Source organism: Enterocloster alcoholdehydrogenati, from assembly GCF_013282095.1.
Lineage (GTDB): Bacteria > Bacillota > Clostridia > Lachnospirales > Lachnospiraceae > Enterocloster > Enterocloster alcoholdehydrogenati.
In genome coordinates this window covers 26,070-50,382 of record NZ_BLTJ01000012.1, presented here as the reverse complement: position 1 = coordinate 50,382, position 24,313 = coordinate 26,070, and the positions used below count along the sequence as shown (strand labels likewise).

The 24,313-nt window shown below is 50.4% G+C and carries 22 protein-coding genes; 17 read left to right on the top strand and 5 right to left on the bottom strand.

Annotated elements, in window-relative coordinates:
• Window positions 1-68: 68 nt before the first annotated feature.
• The 6 genes from rplI (at window position 69) to HW447_RS13675 (ending at window position 7,847) form a co-directional block, all read left to right on the top strand.
• Window positions 69-515, top strand: a complete 447-nt coding sequence (gene rplI / locus HW447_RS13700; RefSeq protein ID WP_176255703.1) for a 50S ribosomal protein L9 — start codon at window positions 69-71, stop codon at window positions 513-515.
• Window positions 516-660: 145 nt separating this feature from the next.
• A complete protein-coding gene (gene dnaB, locus HW447_RS13695; protein ID WP_176255702.1) occupies window positions 661-2,019 on the top strand; it encodes a replicative DNA helicase in 1,359 nt (452 codons plus the stop codon).
• Window positions 2,020-2,176: 157 nt separating this feature from the next.
• Window positions 2,177-2,875 carry a MerR family transcriptional regulator gene (locus HW447_RS13690; RefSeq protein ID WP_176255701.1) on the top strand — a complete coding sequence of 233 codons (699 nt, stop codon included), beginning with the start codon at window positions 2,177-2,179 and terminating at the stop codon, window positions 2,873-2,875.
• Between the two features lie 110 nt (window positions 2,876-2,985).
• Window positions 2,986-4,578, top strand: a complete 1,593-nt coding sequence (locus HW447_RS13685; protein WP_176255700.1) for an NlpC/P60 family protein — start codon at window positions 2,986-2,988, stop codon at window positions 4,576-4,578.
• A gap of 174 nt (window positions 4,579-4,752) precedes the next feature.
• Window positions 4,753-5,448: a response regulator transcription factor gene (locus HW447_RS13680; protein WP_176255699.1), complete on the top strand. Its 696-nt coding sequence runs from the start codon at window positions 4,753-4,755 to the stop codon at window positions 5,446-5,448.
• 8 nt (window positions 5,449-5,456) lie between these two features.
• A complete protein-coding gene (locus tag HW447_RS13675; RefSeq protein ID WP_176255698.1) occupies window positions 5,457-7,847 on the top strand; it encodes a sensor histidine kinase in 2,391 nt (796 codons plus the stop codon).
• 82 nt (window positions 7,848-7,929) lie between these two features.
• On the opposite strand, the gene HW447_RS13670 is transcribed toward HW447_RS13675, so the two are convergent.
• From HW447_RS13670 to HW447_RS13650, 5 genes are all read right to left on the bottom strand, one after another.
• A complete protein-coding gene (locus HW447_RS13670; RefSeq protein ID WP_176255697.1) occupies window positions 7,930-8,679 on the bottom strand; it encodes a phosphotransferase family protein in 750 nt (249 codons plus the stop codon).
• A 202-nt stretch (window positions 8,680-8,881) separates the two neighbouring features.
• Window positions 8,882-10,825 carry a 1,4-alpha-glucan branching protein GlgB gene (glgB, locus tag HW447_RS13665; RefSeq protein WP_176255696.1) on the bottom strand — a complete coding sequence of 648 codons (1,944 nt, stop codon included), beginning with the start codon at window positions 10,823-10,825 and terminating at the stop codon, window positions 8,882-8,884.
• Window position 10,826: 1 nt separating this feature from the next.
• Window positions 10,827-12,167: an alpha-amylase family glycosyl hydrolase gene (locus HW447_RS13660; RefSeq protein WP_176255695.1), complete on the bottom strand. Its 1,341-nt coding sequence runs from the start codon at window positions 12,165-12,167 to the stop codon at window positions 10,827-10,829.
• A gap of 93 nt (window positions 12,168-12,260) precedes the next feature.
• The gene (locus tag HW447_RS13655) at window positions 12,261-12,500 is read right to left on the bottom strand and encodes a YaaL family protein (RefSeq protein ID WP_176255694.1); all 240 of its coding nucleotides are present in this window, start codon (window positions 12,498-12,500) and stop codon (window positions 12,261-12,263) included.
• A gap of 121 nt (window positions 12,501-12,621) precedes the next feature.
• A complete protein-coding gene (locus HW447_RS13650; RefSeq protein ID WP_176255693.1) occupies window positions 12,622-12,975 on the bottom strand; it encodes an ArsR/SmtB family transcription factor in 354 nt (117 codons plus the stop codon).
• 577 nt (window positions 12,976-13,552) lie between these two features.
• Between HW447_RS13650 and HW447_RS13645 the strand changes: the two genes are divergently transcribed.
• The 11 genes from HW447_RS13645 (at window position 13,553) to HW447_RS13595 (ending at window position 24,283) form a co-directional block, all read left to right on the top strand.
• Window positions 13,553-14,125: a prepilin peptidase gene (locus HW447_RS13645; protein ID WP_176255692.1), complete on the top strand. Its 573-nt coding sequence runs from the start codon at window positions 13,553-13,555 to the stop codon at window positions 14,123-14,125.
• Window positions 14,126-14,171: 46 nt separating this feature from the next.
• The gene (locus tag HW447_RS13640; protein ID WP_176255691.1) at window positions 14,172-15,173 is read left to right on the top strand and encodes a P-loop NTPase family protein; all 1,002 of its coding nucleotides are present in this window, start codon (window positions 14,172-14,174) and stop codon (window positions 15,171-15,173) included.
• The gene (locus tag HW447_RS13635) at window positions 15,166-16,398 is read left to right on the top strand and encodes a CpaF family protein (protein ID WP_176255690.1); all 1,233 of its coding nucleotides are present in this window, start codon (window positions 15,166-15,168) and stop codon (window positions 16,396-16,398) included. Before HW447_RS13640 ends, HW447_RS13635 begins: the two co-directional genes overlap by 8 nt.
• Window positions 16,385-17,218, top strand: a complete 834-nt coding sequence (locus tag HW447_RS13630; RefSeq protein WP_176255689.1) for a type II secretion system F family protein — start codon at window positions 16,385-16,387, stop codon at window positions 17,216-17,218. The genes HW447_RS13635 and HW447_RS13630 overlap by 14 nt, the downstream gene beginning before the upstream one ends.
• 13 nt (window positions 17,219-17,231) lie before the next feature.
• Complete coding sequence (locus HW447_RS13625; RefSeq protein ID WP_176255688.1) at window positions 17,232-18,602, top strand: type II secretion system F family protein; 1,371 nt, start codon at window positions 17,232-17,234, stop codon at window positions 18,600-18,602.
• A gap of 68 nt (window positions 18,603-18,670) precedes the next feature.
• Window positions 18,671-18,850: a Flp1 family type IVb pilin gene (locus HW447_RS13620; RefSeq protein WP_176255767.1), complete on the top strand. Its 180-nt coding sequence runs from the start codon at window positions 18,671-18,673 to the stop codon at window positions 18,848-18,850.
• Window positions 18,850-20,832, top strand: coding sequence for a DUF5702 domain-containing protein (locus tag HW447_RS13615; protein WP_176255687.1), 1,983 nt, complete (start codon window positions 18,850-18,852; stop codon window positions 20,830-20,832). Before HW447_RS13620 ends, HW447_RS13615 begins: the two co-directional genes overlap by 1 nt.
• A gap of 219 nt (window positions 20,833-21,051) precedes the next feature.
• Window positions 21,052-21,966, top strand: a complete 915-nt coding sequence (locus HW447_RS13610; protein ID WP_243176306.1) for a hypothetical protein — start codon at window positions 21,052-21,054, stop codon at window positions 21,964-21,966.
• Complete coding sequence (locus tag HW447_RS13605; RefSeq protein ID WP_176255686.1) at window positions 21,967-22,470, top strand: prepilin peptidase; 504 nt, start codon at window positions 21,967-21,969, stop codon at window positions 22,468-22,470.
• Between the two features lie 15 nt (window positions 22,471-22,485).
• On the top strand, window positions 22,486-22,890 hold the full coding sequence (locus HW447_RS13600) for a hypothetical protein (RefSeq protein WP_176255685.1): 405 nt from the start codon (window positions 22,486-22,488) through the stop codon (window positions 22,888-22,890).
• Window positions 22,868-24,283, top strand: coding sequence for a DUF6382 domain-containing protein (locus HW447_RS13595; RefSeq protein WP_176255684.1), 1,416 nt, complete (start codon window positions 22,868-22,870; stop codon window positions 24,281-24,283). Before HW447_RS13600 ends, HW447_RS13595 begins: the two co-directional genes overlap by 23 nt.
• Window positions 24,284-24,313 lie beyond the last annotated feature (30 nt).

The window sequence follows — 24,313 nt, the reverse complement described above, 5'->3', positions numbered from 1 at the left end:
GCTGCTTTCTCACAAATGCTGTATAAAAAAGATTCTGAGGATATCCCGGAAAGAAAGGATGTAAAAACATGGAAATTGTATTATTAGAGGATGTAAAGGCGCTTGGTAAAAAGGGGCAGGTAGTGAAAGTAAATGACGGCTATGCCAGAAACTTTATCCTGCCAAAGAAACTGGGTGTAGAGGCTACAGCTAAGAACTTAAATGATTTAAAACTTCAGAAGGCAAATGACGCCAGGATCGCGGCTGAGCAGCTGGCGGCGGCAAAGGAACTGGGAGAGAAGATCGAAAAGTCTGCAGTTACTGTTTCTATCAAGGCCGGAGAGGGCGGACGGGCCTTCGGCGCTGTTTCCTCCAGGGAGATTGCAAAGGCCGCAGCCGAGCAGCTGGGACTGGATATTGACAAGAAGAAGATTGTTTTAAATGATCCCATTAAAGCCATTGGAAGCTTCGAGGTGTCGGTAAAGCTTCATAAAGAGGTAACTGCAAAGCTGGCTGTGAAGGTAGTGGAAGCATAAATGGGCCTTGCCTGAGGGCAGAAGGAATCACAAGAGGGCGGCGCATCGTTTTCTGCAATGGAAGCGTTGCGCCGCCGTGCGTTGGGCCGGGAAGAGAAACGGCCGGGCAAAGGAATGTAAGGGAAAATAGAAGGAGGAACAAATCATGGAAGAGGCCCTGATCAAGCGGGTGCTCCCTCATAGCCTGGAGGCGGAGCAGTCGGTTATCGGCTCCATGCTTATGGACCGGGAGGCGGTGATCGCGGCATCGGAGATTATTACGGGAGGCGATTTTTACCAGCAGCAGTACGGTATCATGTTTGATGCCATGGTGGAGCTGTTTAATGAGGGAAAACCCGTAGACCTGGTGACGCTCCAGGACCGCTTAAAGGAAAAGGATGTGCCGCCGGAGGTCAGCAGCCTGGATTTTGTCCGGGATATCATCACAATGGTGCCTACCTCGGCAAACGTTAAGTCCTATGCCAACATTGTCAGCGAAAAGGCAGTGCTGCGCCGTCTGATCAAGACCACAGTGGAGATTGCAAACGCCTGCTATGCGGGCAAAGAACCTCTGGAAAATATTCTGGCAGATACGGAGAAATCCGTGTTTGACCTGCTTCAGAACAAAAGCGGACAGGAATTTGTGCCTATTAAGCAGGTGGCCATCAATGTACTGGAAAAGATTGAGGACGCTTATCGCAGTCAGGGAACCGTTACAGGTATTCCCTCCGGCTTTATTGACCTGGATTACAAGCTGTCCGGCTTTCAGCCCTCGGATTTTATCCTGATCGCAGCCCGTCCTTCCATGGGTAAGACGGCTTTTGTGCTGAATGTGGTGGATTATGTATCTGTGCGCAAAAATCTGCCCTGTATGGTATTCAGCCTGGAGATGTCAAAGGAACAGCTGGTAAACCGTATGCTGTCCATGGAGTCCAATGTGGATGCCCAGAAGCTGCGTACTGGCACGCTGACGGACGCGGACTGGGACGCAGTGGTAGAGGGCGTAGGCGTAATCGGCAACTCCAAGCTGATTATCGATGATACACCCGGTATTTCAATCACGGAACTTCGCTCCAAGTGCAGGAAAATGAAATTGGAATATGGATTAAGCCTTGTGATTATTGATTATCTGCAGCTTATGAGCGGAAGCAAAAAGGGTGGCAGCGACAACCGACAGCAGGAGATCTCTGAGATTTCCCGCTCCTTAAAGGCCATTGCAAGAGAGCTTCATGCCCCTGTGATCGCCCTGTCCCAGCTGTCCCGTGCCTGCGAGACACGTACCGACCACCGTCCCATGCTTTCGGATCTTCGAGAGTCGGGAGCTATTGAGCAGGATGCGGACGTGGTTATGTTCTTATACCGTGACGATTACTATAATAAAGATACGGAGCACCCCAACGAGGCTGAAGTTATTATAGCAAAACAGCGAAACGGCCCCATCGGTACGGTGAACCTGATCTGGAAGCCGGAGTACACCAAGTTCGTAAACGCAGCACGGCCTCAGGGCGGAAATCAGGAGGGGTAGCATCATACTGCTTCTTACCCGGGCGGTTCCATTTTTCGATATAAAATTCAGTCATAATACTTCTTCTCAACGCATACATTAAAAGTAAGGTCGGACCGGACCGCGCGAAGCACGGCGGAGGATCTTTACATTAAGTGGTGTGAAGGAGAGAACAGCTATGGATGAAGTACATTATCTTATATCGGACGCGTCCAGAAAGGTGGATGTGGAGGCCCATGTATTAAGATACTGGGAAGAGGAACTGGAACTTGATATTCCCCGAAATGAAATGGGGCACCGGTATTATACGGATCTGCATATCAGGATGTTTAAGCAGGTAAAGAGCTTAAAGGAAAAGGGGTATCAGCTGAAGGCCATTAAACACGCCTTAAATCAGGTTCTTAAGAAGGATGGGGAAAATGGAGCCCAGCTGACGGACGAGCTTCTGGAGCAGGATATGGATGCCGCATTGAGGGGGATCAGGGAGGAAGAGCGTCTGGCAGCTTTAAGCACGGTTCAGACGGAAACGGCCCCTGTGATCTCTATGGAGGATAAGATGGCCCAGTTCCAGCAGATTATGAACCTGATCATAGGACGGGCTCTGGAGGTCAATAACGAGAAACTGAGCCAGGATATCAGCAGTCTTGTAAACGAAAAACTCTCCGGGGAAATGGAGTTTCTTCTGCAGTCTGCGGATCGGAAGGAGGAGGAGCGTTTTCGTCAGCTGGACGAAGTAATCCGATCCTTCCAGAAGAGCGGACAGGCAGAAGCGGCGGCTGCCAAGGTGCCGTTTTTTAAGAGAAAGCCCTTTGGAAGAAGCGGTAAAAAGATGAAGGCTCCAGGCCATTCCCAAAGGCCAAAAAGCCTGCTTCCATAAAAAAATCTCGCTATTTACCCTGGAATATGATATTATAACCAGGTAAGTGTTAAGATGCGGGCTGAGGATTAAGAGCCCCATGATACAAAGGAAGGATCAAGTGTATTTTCATGAACCAAAGATTTAGATACAGAACATACCTTAGATATGCCCTGATTTCCGGCTCTCTGGCTGCTTTGCTGGCGCTTGGAGGCTGCTCAGCGGATACCGCCAAAACATCTGGGACAGCCACGCCGGCTCAGGCAGCCTCAGAGCCACAGGGGGAGACAGAGGACATCGCACCCCTGGGACTGGGAGGTCAGATCCTGCCGGATCTGGAGGACGTAGAGCTGCCGGAGGATGCGGAACCGGCACCGGAATACCTGAGAGAGGGCGTCCGTCATGAGATCGTAAAAAAGCTGCAGCAGCGTCTGATGGATCTGGGCTTTATGGACAACGATGAACCCACGGACTATTTCGGTCAGGCCACGCTGCAGGCGGTAAAGCATTTCCAGAGACAGAACGGTATGCCTCAGGATGGTATTGTGGGCGATGCCACATGGGATGCCCTGATGGCAGAGGATGCAAAGTATTACGCTGTTTCCAAGGGGACAGAGGGAGATGATATCAAGCGGATCCAGCAGCGTCTCTACGAGCTGGGATATCTGGCAAAGGCAGATCAGGTTACGGGAAATTTCGGCGATTCCACGGAGGCAGCTGTAATCAAACTCCAGGAGGTCAACGGTCTGAATCCTGACGGCACGGTGGGAAAAAAGACATATAACTTGCTGTACAGTGACGAAATCAAACCGAATTATCTCTCTTATGGTGAAAAGAGCGAAGTGGTACTGGCCTGCCAGGAGCGTCTGAAGGAACTGGGATATCTGACTACCACTCCGGACGGCGCTTACGGACAGGATACTGTGATCGCTGTCAAGCAGTTCCAGGCCAGAAACGACCAGGTGGTAGACGGTTACCTTGGCCCCTCTACCCGTATCGCCCTAAATGACCCGTCTGCCAGACCAAACGGTCTGATGCTGGGCGAGCAGGGTGACTCTGTTACAAGAGTGCAGCAGCTTTTAAGCAAGTACGGTTATCTCAATTCTGCTAATGTTACCGGCTACTACGGCGAGGTGACAGAGCAGGCGGTTAAGAACTTCCAGTCCCGCAACGGACTGTCCGCAGACGGTCAGGTAGGCGTGCAGACCATGGCAAAGCTGACCGGCGACCATGTAAAGCGTCCGGCGGCAGGCTCCACTGGAGGCAGTTCCGGCCAAAGCGGCAATAAGGGCGGGAACAAGGGAAGTTCCGGAAATAAGGGAAATCAGGGCGGTTCCTCTTCTGCGCCTAAGGTGCCGTCGGGCTCCGGTGTATCAGCGCTGATTTCTGCGGCGTCCTCCAAGATCGGAAGTCCTTATGTATGGGGCGCAAAGGGACCAAACTCCTTTGACTGTTCCGGCTTTGTATACTGGTGTCTGAACCAGGCCGGCGTCCGCCAAAGTTATATGACCTCTTCCGGCTGGCGCAATGCGGGACGATACACCAAGATCACCAACTTCAATGATATTCAGGCCGGAGACATCGTAGTGGTAAACGGCCATGTAGGTATCGCGGCAGGCGGCGGCACAGTCATTGACGCGTCCTCCAGTAACGGACGGGTGGTACACAGAAGCTTAAGCCAGTGGTGGAGAAGCAACTTTATCTGTGCGTGGAGAATCTTCTAAACAGACGGACAGCCGTCTTTCAGGAAGAGAAACGCAGCCATAACACATCCGCGGGCCTGGCGTCTGGCCTGCGGATGTGTTTTTTTACGGAGACAGCGGGTGAGGTATGCCGCAAGGCTTCTGCCTCGCTGCCATAAATATCAGAAGTACATAGAAAAACGGGAGGGAATACGAATGCAGACCATTCTTGTATGTGATGATGACAAGCAGATCGTGGAAGCCATTGATATTTATCTGACAGGGGAAGGCTATAAGGTGATCAAAACCTATGACGGTTATGAGGCGCTGGAATACCTGGAAAACAATACGGCGGATCTTCTGATCCTGGATGTGATGATGCCGGGGCTTGACGGCATACGCACCACTCTTAAGGTAAGGGAAAACAGCAGTATCCCTATTATCATTTTATCTGCAAAGTCAGAGGATGCGGACAAGATTCTGGGGCTGAATATCGGGGCTGACGATTATATTACAAAGCCGTTCAATCCATTAGAACTGGTAGCCAGGGTGAAGTCTCAGCTGCGCCGGTATACCCAGCTTGGCAATTTAAGTCAGCAGGAGCAGGATCAGGTCTACAAATGCGGAGGCCTTCAGATCAATGATGATAACAAAGAGGTGTCTGTAGACGGAGATCCCATCAAGCTGACTCCCATCGAATATAATATCCTCCTGCTGCTGGTAAAGAATGCGGGAAAGGTATTTTCCATTGACGAGATCTATGAGCAGATCTGGAATGAGGAGGCCATCGGCGCGGATAATACAGTGGCTGTCCATATCCGCCATATCCGTGAGAAGATCGAGATCAATCCCAGAGAGCCGAAGTATCTTAAGGTAGTCTGGGGCGTAGGATATAAGATCGAGAAACAGTAGGTGGGCCTATGGAACAAAACAGAAAGAAAATGCGTCTGCAAAAGGCAGTTTTATCCCTATTGTCCCTGATCTTTCTTGCCATGGCCCTGGCAGGCATTGGCGCCATGTATTATAACGGCGGATACGGAAAAGGAATCAGCTGGGTATATGAGGACAGTTATGAAGATTCGGATACCTTCTGCCTGAAACTGGGAGAGGATATAAGAAATATTTTCACCTATATTGGCTATAAGGACCTGTTTGAGACAAACGGGCAGCTGGATATGAGCAAGCCGGTGGTGCGGCTTACCGACGGTCCGGGAGTGGATGAGGACTGGACTCTGGATCAGATCGTGCGCTATGCGAGAGTCCGCGGGTACTATCTGGGAGACAATTTCACGGTGCAGGGTTCTCCTATGTCCATGGATGATGACGACATGGAGGTAACGGTTCAGTTTTTAAACCCCAGCCTTGATTTTTTAAGCACCGGCCAGATGGAAACGCGGATGACAAAGGAAGAACTGGCGCTGGATGTGCTGGAATGTCTGGGACAGTATTACTCCATCTATTATAATTTCATGGAACATGAGACAAATGTGAGGTTCCGCGTTGTCTATAAAAGTGATGAGGGTGTGGAGACGGTATATACCAATGTTCCTGACATGACGCTGGATGAACTGAGGGGATTTGGAAAATACCTGTTCATTCCCGGAAATACCATACGAATGGATACCAATCTGGCTGTGATTCCTGAGGATGCGGCGGCTCTTTTGGAGACCTGGAACCCTAATAACAATGACCAGAATTATCTGGTAGTTTCAGTAGATACCACTTATCCCTATAATGACAGCTATTCTGCTGCGTCTGCCCAGTACCACAGCGTGAGAAATGCCTTTATCATGGGAATGGGCGGAGTGATCGTAGGCTTTATCGGATTTTTTGCAACGCTGGTATGGCTTATGTTCCTGTCAGGCCATACAGACAGCCTTGATAGTGAGATACGCCTTTACCCTATTGATCGGATTCCTACGGAACTGTGCATCCTGATAGGAGCTGTGGCGGCTGCTGCGCTCCTTATCTGGGGAAAACGGATGGGTATGATGGTTATCGGTCTGTTTGTGAATGAGGAGCATCTGCCGTTCTGGAATAAGCTGCTCCGGTATCTGATCTTTTACGGCTGCGGCATTCTTTGCGGGTTCAGCCTTCTGAGGAGGTATAAGGCAGGTACTCTATGGAAGGGCAGTCTGGGAAAACGGGCTGCTCAGGCCTGCAAAACCTACCGCCAAAAGGCCAGCTATGCGGCGGGAGCGGCGTTTTGCTACCTGCTCTTTCTGGCCTGCAACGGCTTTATGATGTGGCTCATCCTTTTTCTGTTTGCAACAAGGGGGGAGCGGATCAGTTACCGTATTATGTATTATGTGGTTCTTGCACTTTTTGCAGGAATCGACGGCTGGGTATTCCACCGGCTGTTTCGCGAGTCCTGCCAGAGAGATATGCTGGATCAGGCCATCAGCACTATTTCCACCGGTGACACGGGATACCGACTGAACACAGAGGTTCTGACGGGCAAGGAAAAGAAGATGGGCGAGCATATCAACAATATTACCAGCGGTCTGGATACGGCTCTTCAGGAAAAGGTAAAGAGCGAACGTCTGAAGGCGGATCTGATCACCAATGTCTCCCATGACATCAAGACACCTCTTACATCTATTATCAACTATGTAGATCTGCTGAAACGTCAGAAGATCCAGGATCCTAAGATTGCGGCATATCTGGAGGTATTAGACCAGAAGTCCCAGCGGTTAAAGACGCTGACGGAGGATCTGGTAGAGGCGTCCAAAGCCAGCTCCGGAAACCTGAAGCTGGAGATTTCAGATATCAATCTGGTGGAACTGGTGCAGCAGACCAACGGTGAGTTTGAGGAGCGTTTTGCCCTGCGCCGTCTGGAGCTGATACAGGATCTGCCGGAAGAGGTAATGATCATCCGGGCTGACGGAAGGCGTCTTTGGAGAGTTCTGGAAAATCTCTACACCAATGCCTTTAAGTACGCCCAGGAGGGAAGCCGGGTCTATGTGGACGTAAAGGAAGAAGAGGATACGGCGGTATTTACCATGAAAAACATATCCGAGAAACCGTTAAACATAAGCCCGGATGAACTGACCGAGCGTTTCGTGCGGGGAGATGTGGCCCGGACCACGGAAGGAAGCGGCCTGGGCCTGTCCATTGCAAGAAGCCTGACCCAGCTGCAGAACGGCCAGTTTAAGATCATAATTGACGGTGACCTGTTTAAGGCCCAGGTGATTTTTCCTGTGAAACGGAGAGAGAAGAAAGCGGAGTGGCTGGCGGAGGAGGCTGCAGCTGGAGACGAGATGAAGGAAGGGCTGGATGAAGAGCAGGGTTTTGCGGCCGGTTCAAAATAAGAGAATAAGAAAATCCCCCCAGAATGATTCCGGGGGGATTTTCTGAACCCTAAATAATGTGTTAATAAGATCTGTTTACTGTTTATTGATACTCAAATACATTGATCCAGCTCTCTAAAAGCTCCTTCTCCTCAGGACGTTTGTAAGCCAGCTGAGCCGCTGCCACCACAGGGAGCCAGCCCTGTACATAACGCTTCTCAGTACCGGTCTTTTCGCAGAAAAGATCCATGTACAGTTCGGCTTTCTTTTTGTCCTTTAAGCTTAAAAGGAGGTAGGTTCTTGCCACATCGGCGCTGGCATTTCCCTGGGAAGCGTGTACCCAGTCAATGACATACCATTTTCCGTCATCACCTACGATGATGTTGGATGGGTTGAAGTCGCCGTGGCAGAGCTTGGTGTGTTTGGGCATTCCGTCCAGTCTGGTCATCAGCTCATAACGTGTGCTGTCATCCAGCTGCTCCACGGATTTGAGGGCGCGGATGGTCTTTTCCTTCAGCTTGTTTAACAGAGGGCAGGCCTGCTTGTGGATCAAAAGGTGGAGATCCACCATGCCTTCCATGTACTCCTCCAGCCGGTCAGGATTCTCATCCATCAACTGCTGCAGGGTCTTTCCCTCCACAAATTCCTTCAGGATAGACCATTTTCCATCAATAACAGAAACCCCCAGGATCTTAGGAACGTTGAGCGCCTCGATATCCTCCACCCGTGCGTTGCACAGGGCTTCGTTGAGTACCTCAGCTTTCGGGAATCCATCACAGAATTCCTTGATGGCAGTGCTGCCGTCACGATAAACGGTTTTCTTTTCACTTGTGAAAACTAATTCTTTTGCCATAATCATACTCTCCTTCCACACATTATATACGGTACTGCGGCAGTTTCCCGCCGCACTGTACTTATTCTACTACAAGGATGGTAAAATGTACATACCAAATTTGATAAATTTTTAACGTACTTTTTGGATGAACTGTAAATTCTGCGTCTGACCTGAGCATTTGACCGTTGGATATAAAGTTTCCCCTGTTTTTGCGGCGGGGTCAGAAACGGAAGATGGCAGTGCCGTAGGCTCCAAGAGGATAGGCGATGGAATAGGGCTGACCGTCGCATTCCCCTTTTGCAGAGGTATAAGTGGGGCATTGGGATGCCTTGTAAGCGCCGTGTTCCTGATCCAGCAGCAGGGTGTACTTACATTTTTTGGGAACTCCCACCCGGTAGTCAGGCCGCGGAACAGGTGTGAAATTTATAACAAACAGCAGGCTCTTTTTTCCAGTCTCATCCCTGCGGATAAAGCTGAAAATACTCCGGTCCCCATCATTGGCATTGATCCACTGGAAGCCATTCCAGTCATGATCCAGGCTGTAAAGACAGGGATATTTCTTATAAAGGTGCAGGAGATCCCGGACGTATTTCTGGAGACTCCTGTGGCTGTCTTTATCTGCCAGATACCAGTCAAGAGCTTTCTTTTCATCCCATTCGTGCCACTGTCCGAAGTCCTGTCCCATAAAGAGCAGTTTCTTTCCCGGATGCCCCAGCATGAAGGTATAGCCGGCCTTTAAATTGGAAAACTTGTCCTCTCCCAGACCAGGCATCTTGTTGATCATGGAGCATTTTAAATGAACCACTTCATCATGCGACAGCACCAGGATATAGTTTTCACTGGTAAAATAAGTCAGGCTGAAGGTCATGCGGTTGTGGCTGTATTTGCGGAAATAGGGATCCAGCTTCATGTATTCCAGGAAATCGTGCATCCAGCCCATATTCCACTTAAAGGTAAATCCGAGGCCGTCCTGCTGCGGGTGTTTTGTCACGCCGGGCCAGGCGGTGGACTCTTCAGCAATCATCATGACGCCGTGGTTGCGTCCCTGAACCACGGTATTTAAATGCTTGAAAAATTCAATGGCCTCCAGGTTTTGGTTTCCGCCGTAGCGATTGGGCGTCCACTGTCCCTCCTGGCGTCCGTAGTCCAGGTAGAGCATGGAGGCCACAGCATCCACACGCAGGCCGTCCACATGGTACTGCTCCACCCAGTAAAGGGCGTTGCTGATCAGGAAGTCCTTAACCTCATTTTTTCCGTAGTCAAATACCCTGGTTCCCCAGTCGGGATGTTCACCCTTTTTTGGATCCTCATATTCATATAGCGGATGGCCGTCAAAATCAGCCAGTCCGTGGGCGTCCTTTGGAAAATGGGCCGGTACCCAGTCCAGGATCACGCCAATGCCGTTTTTATGGAGGTAATTTACAAAATACATAAACTCCTTAGGTGTGCCGTATCGGGAGGTGGGAGCAAAATACCCGGTGACCTGATACCCCCAGGAGCCGTCGTAAGGGTGTTCTGCGATCCCCATCAGCTCCACATGAGTATAGCCCATTTCCCTTACGTAGGCTGCCAGCTCGTGAGCCGCCTCGATATATGTATAACAGCCATCCTTTTCTTCCCGGTCTTTTTTTCTCCAGGAGCCAAGATGGACTTCGTAGATACTGATGGGACGCTTTGCCATATCCGTATGGGAACGGGCGGCGATCCATTCGTGATCGCTCCAGGCAAAGCCTGATATATCTGCAGTGACAGAGGCGGTGCCGGGGCGGTACTCGGCGCTGAAGGCAAATGGATCTGCCTTGTAAAGGATCTTTCCTGTGTCTGTAGTGATGGCAAACTTGTACAGTTCCCCCACTCTCATCCCCGGATTAAAATACTCCCAGATACCCAGCTGCGAGATCTTTTTCATGGGATTGGCATCCGGGTTCCAGCCGTTAAAATCACCAACAAGATGGACCGCCGCCGCATGGGGTGCCCATACGGCGAAGAAAATTCCGTCCTCTCCATTCCAGTTCATGGGATGAGCTCCTAATTTCTGGTAAATGTCATAATGGGTGCCGGCACCGAAGAGATAGCAGTCCAGCTCAGAGATCCAGCCGGTGTCGGGCTTTGGTTTTCTGGACGTGGTTTTAGCGGGCGTTTTAGCGCTTTTTCTTACAGCCATTTTACAGTTCCCCCTTGATCTTAAGGACTGCTCCGCTGCAGCCTTGTAAAGTAATTTGGATTTTTCCGTCAGTTATGGGAAGGATCTCATTATCCTCAAGGAGATTCACAGCCTCAGAGGCCGCTATGGGAACAGGAATATTTAATACGGCTTCCTGATCGTCATTGTTCAGGGCAGTGATGATGAGACGGTTATTTCCGTGTCTTGCAAATGCGTACTGGCGGTTCGTCAGAAGAAGTTCCTGATACCGGCCCATATGCAGCTCCTCATAGTCCCTGTGGATCGCTCCCAGTCTGGCGATTTTGTCGGTCAGTTCACAATGGAGCTTTTCAAAATCATCCGGTGAAACAGCCGGCCGGAGGGCCTCGTCGCAGTCCGGCGTCCGTTTTCCTTCCATCCCCCATTCCCCGCCATAATAGATGGAAGGGATGCCGGGTAAGGTCATCAGGCAGATATAGACTGGAAACAGGTGCTCTCTGGTGCGCAGCTTGCTGGCGATCCGATCTTCATCATGATTGTCTGCAAAGGTATAAAGACTGCGGCCGATGGCTTCCAGGCGGCGTACATTGTGAGCGATTTCAAAGAAATTGCGGTCGTTAAATCCGGAGTAAATACTCTTGTGAAGCTCATAGTTGGTAACAGAGTGCAGCATACGGTCATTGACCCAGCGGCTGTAATCGCCGTGGATCACCTCGCCCATAAGCCAGAAATCCTCTTTCATAGCCTCTGTTTCCCACCACATCTCCTCCATAAACCGAAAGTCAAGCACATTGGCACAGTCCAGACGGATACCGTCAATATCAAATTCATCCACCCAGAAACGGATTACGTCAAAGAGATATTGTCTCACTTTAGGATTGGCATGGTTAAGACAGGGCAGTTCAAAGTGCCCCTGCCACGCTTCATATCCAAAGGGATCGCCTAAAGGGCTCTGCCAGTCAAAGCTTACGCCTTTATACCAGTCTTTAAAGGGAGAATCCCATTTCTTTTCCTGGATATCCCGGAAGGCAAAAAAATTTCTACCTGTATGATTGAATACCCCGTCAACCACGACCCGGAGCTCATGCTCATGGCATAGGGCCGTGAAACGGCCAAAAGCCTCGTTTGATCCAAGACGGCGGTCCGTCTGCTTGTAATCTGTGGTGTCATAACCGTGGCTGGCAGACTCAAAAAGAGGGCCTATGTAAATGGCGGTACAGCCCAGAGATTTTATGTGGGGGAGCCACTGCTCCAGCTTTCTGAATTGGTCAGCGCCCTCTGTGCCGGTATTCTGCTTTGGAGCTCCGGTCATACCCAGAGGATACATATGATAAAAAATTGCCTTCTCGTACCAAGCGCTCATATTGTTGTCCTCACAATCGTCAGTTTTGTGCCTGACACCTATAGGGCTGCGTCCTGCACGGCAGCCCCGGAGCAATCTGCTCTTTGGGAAGTGTCAGCTTTCCCAGCTTTTAAATTTTCTTAAAAGGAACTGATAACGCAGCTGGGCTGCGTTCCATTCATAAATACAGCAGTCAATAAGGGTGGGATCCACCTCCTGCTCAAAGTGATTTCTGGCCGTCTCGATGGCAAGCTTTGTATCCTCGATATCGGCCCGCAGCCGCAGGACAGACGGGTCTTTTCCTCTGAGGGAAGCTGCGGCCGTCTCGCGAAAGGCTTTCAAAAAACCAGGCATAACATATCATCTCCAAATAGGCCGGCAGTCTGGGCCGGCGTTTTGCTGCGGTAGCTGTCAGTGACAGGAACAGTATATCCGTAATATTCCATTTTATGCAGCAGCGGGTAAATGATTTTGGTTATAATATAAATTCCTCGATTCGAAAGCCAAGCTTCATCAGCTGTCTGGTAGGAACCCGAAGGGTAAGATAATAGTAATTGGCAGTGCCGTCCTGGCGGACTCCGATCAGTCCGGCGGCTTTCAGGATCTTTAAATGGTGTGAGATGGCCGGACGGGACAGGCTGGTGCGCCGGGTGATTTCGTTTACATTCATAGCATGATCCGCAAAATCCACAGGGCCGGAGGAATGTTCCTGGCTCAGCGCATTTTCCGTCAGTGCTTCAATAATGGAAAGCCGAACCTCATCGCCCAGGGCAATGAAAATAGGCATACAGGAGCGAAAGTGTTCCTGCAGCTCCTGTGCAGTGGTCATTGGTTTTGCCTCCTTTGGTTTAAAAATTTGGACTAATATTATTTTACCATTGGGAGGGGGAAGGGTCAAGGAAAAATAGATAAAATATACAAAAAATAATAGAAAACAATCGACAAATTGTTTATAAAAACGACACAATTTTAGGAAAAACTGCGATCAGAGAAAAAAACGGTAAAAAAATATAAATTCAGGGTTGACATTTGGACAGGGGTGGGGCATAATGTAGTAACATTCATTTCAAAATTCTTTTATTTACTGTAACTGTTCAGAATGGCGGGAAAACAGGTATTAAGCTCGTTTATAAGTATGATTTTGCAGCTGTTTTCGCATCGAAGGAATCTTCTGAATCGTTACTGTTTATTCTACTTTTCTAATTTATGAGAAAATGAACCCCGTATCGGGGAGTAATTCCGGGATGTTTTTATTTTTACAGGAAATGGACGCAGGAGTGCAGGGCTGTAAGTATATTGTGCAGCTGTTTTGAAGGAGGATAACGCGGTTATTCTGAGGGGCGGCAATCCGTATGCTCTGCAGCGCACTCAGAAGCAGGTGCCTGGACAAAAAGGGGGAATGTCTGTTGTATTTTGTATGCAGGTGTGTATTTTGGAGCGCGCTGACAGTGGCGGCGGTATGGGATGTGAGAGAGTATCGGATCCCTAACGGGTGTCTGGCGGTGTCATTGGTGTCAGGAGCTGCGGCAGCCTTTGGGGTGAGCGGCGCAGCTTTTGGGGGCATGGCGGCATCGTCGGCCGGTGGTCTGCCATTTAGCATAGTAGTGCTGTCGGGCTTTTTGATCCGGTTTTTAATGGTAGTGGCGCTGGGATTTCCTGTTTACAGATGGGGGATGATCGGGGCAGGGGATGTGAAGATGGCGGCTGTTTTGGCCGCATGGCTTGGATTTAAGGATGGAGCAGCGGCTATAAGCGCTGGTTTTGCGGCAGGAGCCGTTCTGGCTCTTGGAAAAATGCTGCGTCAGGGCAGTACATATCAGAGGTTTCTTTATTTATCCGCCTATATCAGGCAAAAAATTCAGTTTGGAACAGTTGGACGCTATTACGAACCTGATCGGGACGGCAGAGGGCCTGTCATCCCTCTGGGGGCCTGTTTCTTTGCAGGCGCGGCGGCCATAGAACTGTGGCAGAGACTCTAAAATACCGGCGCTCTGGGGATGTTGATAAGAACAGGAGGAAGGATTTATGGTAAAAATTTTGGCAGTGTACGACGAAGACCCGCTTTATGCAGAACGGTTGGCGGAGTATGTGAATCAGCGGGAAACCATTCCCTTTACAGCAATGGCATTTTCTGATCTGGAACGGCTGAAGGCTTATGGGAATGAGCATGAAATTGAGATCTTGCTGGCGGGAGAGGGGGTGAAAAATCAGACGGATCAGGTTCGGGCCGGACTTAAAATGGTGCTGTGCGGCGGGGAATTTTCCATGGAAAAGGAGAATCCATCTATTTACAAGTATCAGTCAGGAGACAGCATTTTAAGAGAAGTGATGACCTGCTACTGCGCTGCGCCGCCGGAACCGGCCTTAGCTCTTGCGGGGGCCAGAGGCCGGATACTGGGCGTTTATTCGCCGGTAAACCGCTGCGGAAAAACCGCGTTTGCCCTGACGCTTGCTCAGGTTCTTTCCAAAAACTGGCCTGTACTATTTATTAGTCTGGAAGAATTTGCAGGATTTGAGGCTATCCTGGGAGGCCAGGCCCCACGGGATCTGTCAGATGTGCTATATCTTTGCCGCCAGGGCGGATTTAACTGGATGAAGCTGCGGACGATAGTATGTTCTGTGGGGCAGGTAGATATGATCCCTCCGGCGGCATATGGGGAGGATCTGGATCAGATGGAGCCGGAGGAGCTGGCGCAGGTGTTTGGGCGAATTGCAGGAGAAAGCGGATACGGCAGGATTGTAGTGGATCTGGGGCATATGGGGCGTGGATCGGCTGCTTTGCTGGACGGCTGCGACGGGGTGTATATGCCGGTGCTGAAGGATCCGGTCTCTCAGGCGAAAATAGAGGCTTTTGACCGGTATCTTGGGGCGGCCGGAGCCATTTCTTTAAAGGAAAAGATACAGCGTATTCAGCTTCCGGTGATCCGTGGATATGGACGTCTTGATGACTATATGGAGAAACTGCTCTGGGGTGAGATGGGCGATTTTGTCCGAAGCCTTTTGGAGGGGGGCCTGGGAAATGGCTGATGGGAACAGGCGGGAAGGAATACGCAGTGAGCTTCGGGAGATGATTGTGGAACAGCTTCAGGAGCGCAGCCATATGGAGGATGAGGAGCTGTATGAGCAGATAGATGGGGCCATCAGCAGGAAAGGACGGGAAATATTCCTGTCTTTAAAGGAACGGCTGTGGCTGAGAAACAGTCTGTATGACAGCTTTCGCCGTCTGGATATCCTTCAGGAGCTTCTGGATGACAATGAGGTAACGGAGATCATGGTAAATGGAGCAGGGAAGGTCTTCCTTGAACGAGGGGGAAAAACTGTGCTGTGGGATCGGAGGTTTGATAGACCGGAACAGCTTGAGGATATTATTCAGCAGATCGTGGGGCGGGTGAACCGGGTGGTCAACGTGTCTTCGCCTATTGCGGATGCCAGATTGGAGGATGGATCCAGAGTGCATATTGTACTGCCCCCCGTGGCGCTAGACGGGCCGGCAGTGACCATCCGCAAGTTTCCAGAGCCTATTACCATGGAAAAGCTCATTCGTCTGGAGGCCATAACGGCAGAGGCGGCGGGATTTATGGAACGTCTGGTGGAAGCCAGATACAATATTTTCGTCAGCGGGGGAACCAATTCGGGGAAAACCACTTTTTTAAACGCGCTGTCCTCTTTTATTCCCCACAGGGAGCGGGTGATCACCATTGAGGATTCAGCGGAGCTGCAGATCTCTCAGGTACCGAATCTGGTTCGTCTGGAGACGCGGGATGCCAATACGGAGGGAAAGGGAGAAATTACCATCAGCCAGCTGATCCGGGCATCTTTACGTATGAATCCAGATCGGATTATTGTGGGAGAAGTAAGAGGGGCGGAGGCCCTGGATATGCTTCAGGCTATGAATACGGGCCATCCGGGATCGCTGTCCACCGGGCACAGCAACTCGGCCAGAGATATGTTAAACCGGCTGGAGACAATGGTGATGATGGGAGCAAGGCTGCCCCTGGAGGCAGTAAGAAGTCAGATTGCATCAGCTATTGACATTATGGTTCATCTGGGGCGTTTGAGAAACGGCAGCAGAAAGGTGCTTTCCATTGCGGAGATCGGAGAAATCCGGGATGGAGAGATAGAGATAAAGGAGCTGTACAGGTATGACAGGGAAACAGGAAAACTCAGGAAGATCCGGGAACTTGAAAATCGGGAAAAACTTGGAGATGCAGGGGATTGCCAGAGGGAGAAAGGCGCGGATGAGCAGTGGTGACCCCGGGGCAGGGATAAGAAAAGGAGCGCTGCGGGAATGTTTCCGGGGGTTTGCAGGTCCGGGTGCGCGGGCGCCGGATGGAACGGATTACCGGGTGTATCATCTGACAGTTCGGGAATATCTGCTGCTTGGGTGCTCGGGACTGGGAGTCTGCGGGCTGACGGCCTATGTATTTTACAGAAGCTGGATTGCCTTTGTCTTTCTGGCGCCTCTGGGGCTTATGTATCCGTTTTATAAAAAGAGGGATCTTAAAAAGGAACGGCTTCGGCAGCTGACCCTGCAGTTTAAAGAGGGGATACAGGTATTAGCTTCTTTTTTAAGTGCCGGATATTCGCTGGAAAATGGTCTGGCCATGAGTACCAGAGAGCTGGAAACTCTTTATGGAAGGGAAGGGATGATTACAGAGGAATTTGAACGGCTGACGGCGGGAGTGCGGATCAATCGGCCGGTGGAGCAGCTTTTGATGGAGTTTGGAGAGCGCAGCGGGATTCAGGATGTGGATCATTTCGCGCAGGTATTCGTGGCGGCCAGAAGGAGCGGAGGGGAGCTGGTGGAGATCATTGGCCAGACCGCCGGAATCATCCGGGATAAGATTCAGGTTCAGGAGGAGATTCATACCATGACGGCTGCCCGGATGTTTGAGCAGAAGATCATGAATGGGATTCCCTTTGCAATTGTGCTCTATATTGATTTTACCTCCCCAGGCTTTTTTGAAATCATGTACAGCACGCTGCCGGGACGTCTGGTTATGACTGCCTGTCTGGTGATGTATGCCGGGGCAGCGGTTCTGTCTAAGCGGATACTGGAGATTGAGGTGTAGGGGGTAATAGGATATGGCAGAGAAAAGACAGGAGGGAAGAGTGCAGGTGCCGGGCCGGCAGACCAGGGGAGGCTGGCGCAGGGAATCAGCCGGAGACCTCCCCGCAAAGAAAATTGGGATACAGACAGGAAAAAAGAAAGACCGTTTGATAAAGGGGTTGGAACGGTGGAAAAAACAGCTGATTTGTGTGGCTGCCGGGATTTTTCTGGGAGCGGCGTCTCAGTATTTTGCAGGGATTGATCCTGTGATTAAGGATGGATATACAATGCAGAGAAGTCCGCCGGGCCAGGGAGAGGAGATATATTCTCTTAAGGTGGCAGGTCTGGCAGGGCAGAAAAATGAAGAGGAGCTGGAGGTGGTTCTGGGGGAAGAAGCGTATACGAAAGAAGAGGCAGAGGCCTTATATGACCGGATTATGGAGGAGCTGCCGCAGAAGATCCTTGGGGAAAATGAATCGTTTGATGAGATACGGACGGATATGAATCTGGTGTCAGAGCTTGCTGAATACGGTGTAAGTCTCATCTGGCAGTCTCAGTCCCCGGAAATATTAGAGACGACGGGTCAGGTTCACAGCAGAGGGCTTTCGGAGGAGGGGGAGCGGGTTCTTCTCCATCTGCGCCTGACGGACAGCCGGTGGCCCAGGGAATATGAGATCCCGGTCACTGTAAAGCCGCCTGTTCTGACACCGGCTCAGGAGGCAATGGAGAATCTGAAAGAACAGATAAGCAGAGCGGAAGAAGCGGGGCGCTTTGAACGCGAATTTTCTCTTCCTGCCGCTTTAGGGGAAGATAAGCTGTCCTACACTCTTAATGATGGTCCGCCGCCGTTTTTTACACTGGCTGGTCTGGGCGTCTTAGGGGCAGTTGTGATGTCTGTGAAGGAGAAAAACGATCTGCAAAAAAGAGAGAAAAACCGCCGCAGCCAGATGCTTCTGGATTATTCGGAGGTATTATCACGGCTGATCATTTTTCTGGGGGCGGGGATGAGTATTCGTAGCGCCTGGGAACGGATCTGCGGGGAGTACAGGCGGGCCGTGGAGCGGGGAGACCGTACAGAGAGATATATTTATGAAGAAATGTACCTTACTGGCAGCCAGATAAAAAGCGGCATATCTGAGGCTCAGGCCTTTCGGGAGTTTGGGAACCGATGCGGCCTGCAGCAGTATATGAAGCTTGCCGCACTTTTAGAACAGAACCGGAAAAACGGTTCCAGAAACTTAAGGGAACGGCTGCGCCTTGAGATGGCAGAGGCCTTTGAAGAACGCAAGCATCAGGCGCGCAGGCTGGGTGAAGAGGCGGGCACAAAACTGCTGGTTCCGCTGTTTCTTTTGCTGGCAGTGGTCATGGTGATGATCGCCGTCCCTGCTTGGCTGGCATTTTGTTAGAAGATAAACGTATGAATCGGGAGGAATTGCGTATGAGATTACAGATAGACAGGAAAAATACAGCAGATATGGGAGCAATGAAAGAAATACAGACATTTGCCTCCGATGAATCAGGGGTGGGAGTAATCGAACTGGTGCTCATTTTGGTGGTCCTCATCGGGCTTGTGATCATTTTCAAGAAACAGATCAATACCTTACTGGAAAGTATTTTCAAGCAGATCAACAGTAAATCAAAAGAGGTTTACTGATGCGGTACCGGGGGGAAGTGACCGTTTTTCTGACTATGATTCTGATAAGTATCATGAGCTTTCTTCTGGTGACAGTGGAATCGGTCAGGGACACAGGGGCCAGGCTGTACCTTCGGATGGCTGTGGATTCCTCTATGGATTCGGTGATGGCCCAGTATCACAGAGAGCTTTGGGAACGATACAGGCTTCTGGGATTGGAAACGGGGGAGGATGGGAAACTGGAGGAAGAATTTAAGGCTTTTTTTGAACCTTACAGGAGGGCAAAAAACTGGTATCCTATGAAGCTGACCAGTGTCTCGCGCAGGGATGCAGTGACGCTTACAGAAGGAGATGGAGCTTATTTTGAGCAGGAGATTTTAGACTATATGAAATATGGTCTGATCGGTATGATCTGGGATGGCATGGAGGAAGGAGGGGCACTGGAGACATTAGAGCAGATGAAGGATGCAGAGGGAGTTAATGCGCTTTCGGGCCTTTATGACGGTCATACAAGAGAGGCAGTGCGGGTAGAAGAAGCTCTGGAAAAGATAAATGCCCAGCTGATCCGCCAGAAAGAGGGATGGAACCAGGGGATGGAGTATCTGAATGGGCTGGATGGGGACGGCTTTATACGGCAGGCAAAGGATATGATAAAGGCATTAAAGCAGCTGCCTTCTCTGGTAAATGGATATGAGAAGAAAGCAGACCATTTAAACGAAAAACTTAAGGAGAGCCGGCAGGAATTTGAGAACCAGGAGGATCTAAGCAGCGCTTCCAGAAAGGCATTGGAGGAAGAACTCGATCAGTATGAGGCCTACACGAGAAGCGATGGGGAGCGTCGGATGGAAATTGCTGCGCTGGAAGAGAAAAGCAGGGAAAACATTATTTTTCTGGAGCAGCTGATTGGAGAGGCAGAGGATATTATAGATTATATTGACAACTGGGAGCCGGAGGACGAGGAGGATGAACTGGATGAAAATGAACTCTGGGATCCTGTCAGAAGACGCTTTTCCCGATATCCCATGCTGAGTCTTGGAATGGAATTTGGAATAAGGGATAAGGAAAAAGAAGGGTGGTTAGAACGGATAGGAGACCTGGCAGCCGGCGGTATTCTGGAACTGGTTCTTCCGCCAGAAACGGTAGTGTCCGGGAAAAAACTGGATCAGAGGGAACTGCCGTCCGAAGAGGCTAAATCGGAAAAAGCAGGTGCGGGAACAACGGTGTTGGAAAGGGGAAGGTCAGGTGGAGTCAGAGGACATTCGCCGATTGGCGTACAAAACCTCCTGGATCGTCTGTTGGTGTCAGAATATGCGATCCGCTATTTTTCTGCCTTTGAGACAAAGCTGCCGGAACATTCATTTTATCAGCTTGAATATATCCTGTATGGAAAGAAGAGAGATCGCGACAATCTGGAGGCATCTCTGCTCCGTCTGACTGCTCTGCGCCAGGGATTGAATCTGGCCCATATACTGGGGGATCCGGTCAAACGCCAGGAGGCCAGAACCCTTGGAATGGCCATTGCAGGGGGAACGGGGATGGCACCTCTGGCAGCAGTAGTATCTTTTTTTATTATGACAATATGGGCTCTGGGAGAAGCGCTGCTGGATGTGCGGTGCCTGCTGGAAGGCGGCAGGGTGCCTCTTGTTAAGAGCCGATCCCAGTGGCGGCTCGACCTGGAGGGACTGCTGCGCATAGGGGCTCAAGGACGCCTGCCGGAACTGCCTGCCAAAGAAGAAGGGACGGGGCTGGATCACAAGGGTTATCTTCGGCTGATGCTGTTTGCGGGCTATTGTACAGAATACGTCTATCGAATGATGGATGTGATGCAGATGAAGATTTGCAGAAATCAGACGGGTTTTCGGATGTCTCATTGTGTGTGTAAAGTGGATATGGAGGCAGCTGTTTGTGGAAAACCTGTATTTTTTTCGGGCGGGCCGTGGACAGAAGCGGGAGAACTGCGGATGGAGGTGTCAGGAAGCTATCTGGAGGATAATCGGCAATAAGAAAACATTATAAAAAATAAGGGGTGTGCTCTCTTTTTTATTCTGGGAGTACACCTGCAAGAAAGGAGGCCTGTGATGATGCCCTTTTTCCGGCATAATTATAAAGTTCATATTTTAGCACGACACTCCGAATCAAAAATGATCTGGCAGACAGTGACCCATCAGCAAAAATGTTTAGTGAAAATCGCACCTCTCCAAGTACGAAACAGGATAAATAGAATGTATGGAAAACGGTCTGTGCCTGGAAAAAGGGTGTCATCATGGGCCTTTGAGGCAAATATGGTTTGGCGGAAAGAAAGGAAAAGGCATTTATCCACAGAGGCGAAGGGAAGTCTTACACTGGAGGCGGCTCTTGTATTTCCGCTGTTTGTATTTTTCTGTGCGATTCTGCTGATCCCCATGCAGCTGATGGATCGTCAGCGGCAGATCCAGTCTGTAGTAGAGTCGGTAGGGGAGGATATCAGCCAGTATGCTTATGGGGTCTATGTGATGAATAAAGGAAAGGAGAAGGCTGTAGATCTCGATCGGGATGATGGGGAGTCAGAGGACATGAGCCTGTTTTTTAAAGGGGCAGCTGAGGCCTATGTCAGGGCGGCTGTTCTGGGCAGAATCAATGGGAAATGGGTACGGGATGTGTCATTTTCGGGAACGGAGGTGGGCACGGATGAGATGGTTCGGATTGTGATGAAGTACAGGATGCTGCTGCCGTTTTCCATATTCCGTACAGACAGTATTGAGGCAGAAGCAGTTTGCAGCAGACGGCTCTGGACCGGAGCAGGGGGAAACCGCGGCGGAGCGGATGGAGGCGGAACGCCTGAGGAAGAGGAGATGGTCTATGTTGGCCGGGATTCTACCAGATATCACAGAAAACGAGACTGTCACTATCTGTATAATGATCTGAAGCAGGTGGGAGCAGGGGAGATAGAGGATCTTCGCAATCAGGATGGAAAACGGTATCATCCCTGTTCTTCCTGTCAGGCTGCTTCCTTCAAAGGGCCGTTTTTTGTGATGCCCTGGGGGACGCGTTATCATGCTACGGGGAGGTGCTCTTCTATAACAGCCTTTGTACAGACAGTGCCATTAAGCCAGGTGGAACATCTGGGAGCCTGTTCATATTGCGGAGGGAGGCAATAAGTGGAAAAACAGTGGTTTGAAACAGCAATTCTGACAGCATTTCTTGTTTTTACTGCTTTTGCAGCGTATCAGGATATAAAATACGGATCTATCCATGTGGGAGTATTTGTAGCTGGGGGAGCAGTGGGGATATTTCTGCAGACAGGGAGGCTGATTGCAGCTTTTGTAAGGTCGGGGATATGGCCGTTTGGAGGAGGAATGGCATTTACAATGCAGCAGCTTTTGGGCGCTGCTGCTGTTGGAGTATTTCTGCTGTGTGTTTCCTGTATAACGCAGGAGGCGGTGGGGCAGGGAGACGGGTTCTTTTTTCTGGTAGCCGGATGCTATCTCGGTTTCTTTAAAACGGTATTTCTGTTTACAGGCGCATTATTTTTATGTTTTCCTGTAAGCGCGGTTCTGCTGATACGGCAGATACTGTGCGGCGGAGCCGGATCTGTCAAAGGCGGAAGGCTTCCGTTTCTTCCCTTTGTACTTCCGGTGGCGGTGCTGGTTTTGTTTTGGTAAGGGAGGGGAGAGATTGTGAAAAAGAGATATTTTAAGGGAAGCCTGACCATAGAGGCAGCGGGGGTGATGGCGGTTCTTCTTTTTGGCCTTGGGACTATGATCATGGAGGCTGGAAGGATACATGATGAGGTTACAGGTGCGATGGTGATCCACGAAGCAGTGGAAAAGAGCCGGCATGAAAAGGAACTGGATCTGAAAGAGGCGGCATCTTTTTTCCAGGCGAACCGGGGAGCCAGGCTCCGTCTGAGCGGCTACCGGGTATATCTGGATGAGAACAGAAAAACTGTCCGGGGCAGGGCAGCCGCCGGGAACTGGGAAAAGGAAATTCAGGGACAGCGGTTTCGTCCGGAGGCATTTTTACGGAAGATCACATTGATAGAAAAGCTGGGGGATAAAAATGAAGATCCGTTATATCCGTGAGACAAAACGCAGCTACATGACAGTGGAGCCGGAAGGGGCGGAGCAGCAGGAGGATGGGGTATGGGAGGCGGGGATGCTGGAGGAAAACAGGATTCGGGGACTTCTTCCCATGAAGGTCAGATACAGGGAGGGAAAGGCGCTGTACTGCTATGATATTACCTCACGGCAGCCGCTGGAACGGCTGCTGGAAAATCATCCGGTGACTGCAAAGGAAGTTCGGAGCCTGTTTTGGCAGATATACCGGACGTTGGAAGAGATGGAGGAGTATCTCCTGAGAAGCGGGGGTATCCTTTTGGAGCCGGAGCTGATCTATGTGGAGCCGGAATGCTTTGAACTGGGAATCTGTGTCATTCCAGGAGGAACAGGAGATTTTTCATCCAGATTCAGCCATTTTTTGCAGTACCTGTTAAAACAGGTGGATCACAGGGACAGGGACTGCGTGGTTCTGACATATGGTCTGTATCAGGAAAGTCTTAAGGAAAATTATGGAATAGAGGATCTGGTAAAAATTGTAACAGGAGAAGGATGTGAGACAGGGGAACGTGAAATTGACCGTCAGAAGCCTGAAGATCGGGAGATGGTAAAGGAAAAGAAGATAGCGTTGAATGAGAAGGGAGAACAGAAAAAGGAATTTGGGGAGGCTCCAGGCACACAACAGCCGGATGCAGAAAGAAACGGCGAAAAAAATAAGAAAACAGAAGGGATACTGTACTGTCTGCTGCGTCGCATTCTGACAGCTGCAGCTATATTCCTTGCGGCAGCAGGCGGGATCTGGCTTTTGCGGGGATGGAGTACCCTGATGAGTGTAAAATGGATTCTGGCAGGAGCGGGCGGCCTGACCGCTGGATTGACAGCAGTGGTGACAGCTGCAGGTACTATAGCCGGAAATAAAAGCCTTTTTGGAAAAAAGGAGCGTCAGAATATGGGGGAAGAGGAGGATCCCTGGCGTATCTTATACGAGGAAGAGGATGAGGATCCGCTGGGGAATGTGATGGATGAAACAGAGGACAGGAAACCGCCTGTCCGTGAAAACACGGCGGTAAAAAGTTCTGTTCCTGAAGAGTTTCAGACCGTGCTTTTGGCGGAACCGTCATCGGAAGAACCTCTCCACTGCCTTGTTTCGGCAGATCCTGTCCGGGAATCCATCGAAATTCCCTATTATCCCTTTGTGATTGGAAAACACAGAGATCTGGCGGACTATATTCTGGATCACAGCACCGTCAGCCGCTTTCACATCCGGCTGGATCGGGAGGGAGACTGTTTCACGGTTACAGATTTAAATTCCACTAATGGAACCACCGTGGCAGGCGTCTGTCTGGCAGCCAACGGCACGGCACAGCTGAAGGAGGGGGATCAGGTTCAGATCGCAGAACTGTGCTTTATCTGGAAATAGAATCTGTCCCCTGTGTTTGGCAGTGCAGTG

Excerpts from the sequence above, each read along its gene's own strand:
- rplI (WP_176255703.1), top strand. The coding sequence starts at position 69 with ATGGAAATTGTATTATTAGAGGATGTAAAGGCGCTTGGTAAAAAGGGG.
- dnaB (WP_176255702.1), top strand. The coding sequence starts at position 661 with ATGGAAGAGGCCCTGATCAAGCGGGTGCTCCCTCATAGCCTGGAGGCG.
- HW447_RS13690 (WP_176255701.1), top strand. The coding sequence starts at position 2,177 with ATGGATGAAGTACATTATCTTATATCGGACGCGTCCAGAAAGGTGGAT.
- HW447_RS13685 (WP_176255700.1), top strand. The coding sequence starts at position 2,986 with ATGAACCAAAGATTTAGATACAGAACATACCTTAGATATGCCCTGATT.
- HW447_RS13680 (WP_176255699.1), top strand. The coding sequence starts at position 4,753 with ATGCAGACCATTCTTGTATGTGATGATGACAAGCAGATCGTGGAAGCC.
- HW447_RS13675 (WP_176255698.1), top strand. The coding sequence starts at position 5,457 with ATGGAACAAAACAGAAAGAAAATGCGTCTGCAAAAGGCAGTTTTATCC.
- HW447_RS13670 (WP_176255697.1), bottom strand. The coding sequence starts at position 8,679 with ATGGCAAAAGAATTAGTTTTCACAAGTGAAAAGAAAACCGTTTATCGT.
- glgB (WP_176255696.1), bottom strand. The coding sequence starts at position 10,825 with ATGGCTGTAAGAAAAAGCGCTAAAACGCCCGCTAAAACCACGTCCAGA.
- HW447_RS13660 (WP_176255695.1), bottom strand. The coding sequence starts at position 12,167 with ATGAGCGCTTGGTACGAGAAGGCAATTTTTTATCATATGTATCCTCTG.
- HW447_RS13655 (WP_176255694.1), bottom strand. The coding sequence starts at position 12,500 with ATGCCTGGTTTTTTGAAAGCCTTTCGCGAGACGGCCGCAGCTTCCCTC.
- HW447_RS13650 (WP_176255693.1), bottom strand. The coding sequence starts at position 12,975 with ATGACCACTGCACAGGAGCTGCAGGAACACTTTCGCTCCTGTATGCCT.
- HW447_RS13640 (WP_176255691.1), top strand. The coding sequence starts at position 14,172 with ATGGTAAAAATTTTGGCAGTGTACGACGAAGACCCGCTTTATGCAGAA.
- HW447_RS13635 (WP_176255690.1), top strand. The coding sequence starts at position 15,166 with ATGGCTGATGGGAACAGGCGGGAAGGAATACGCAGTGAGCTTCGGGAG.
- HW447_RS13630 (WP_176255689.1), top strand. The coding sequence starts at position 16,385 with ATGAGCAGTGGTGACCCCGGGGCAGGGATAAGAAAAGGAGCGCTGCGG.
- HW447_RS13625 (WP_176255688.1), top strand. The coding sequence starts at position 17,232 with ATGGCAGAGAAAAGACAGGAGGGAAGAGTGCAGGTGCCGGGCCGGCAG.
- HW447_RS13620 (WP_176255767.1), top strand. The coding sequence starts at position 18,671 with ATGGGAGCAATGAAAGAAATACAGACATTTGCCTCCGATGAATCAGGG.
- HW447_RS13615 (WP_176255687.1), top strand. The coding sequence starts at position 18,850 with ATGCGGTACCGGGGGGAAGTGACCGTTTTTCTGACTATGATTCTGATA.
- HW447_RS13610 (WP_243176306.1), top strand. The coding sequence starts at position 21,052 with ATGTATGGAAAACGGTCTGTGCCTGGAAAAAGGGTGTCATCATGGGCC.
- HW447_RS13595 (WP_176255684.1), top strand. The coding sequence starts at position 22,868 with ATGAAGATCCGTTATATCCGTGAGACAAAACGCAGCTACATGACAGTG.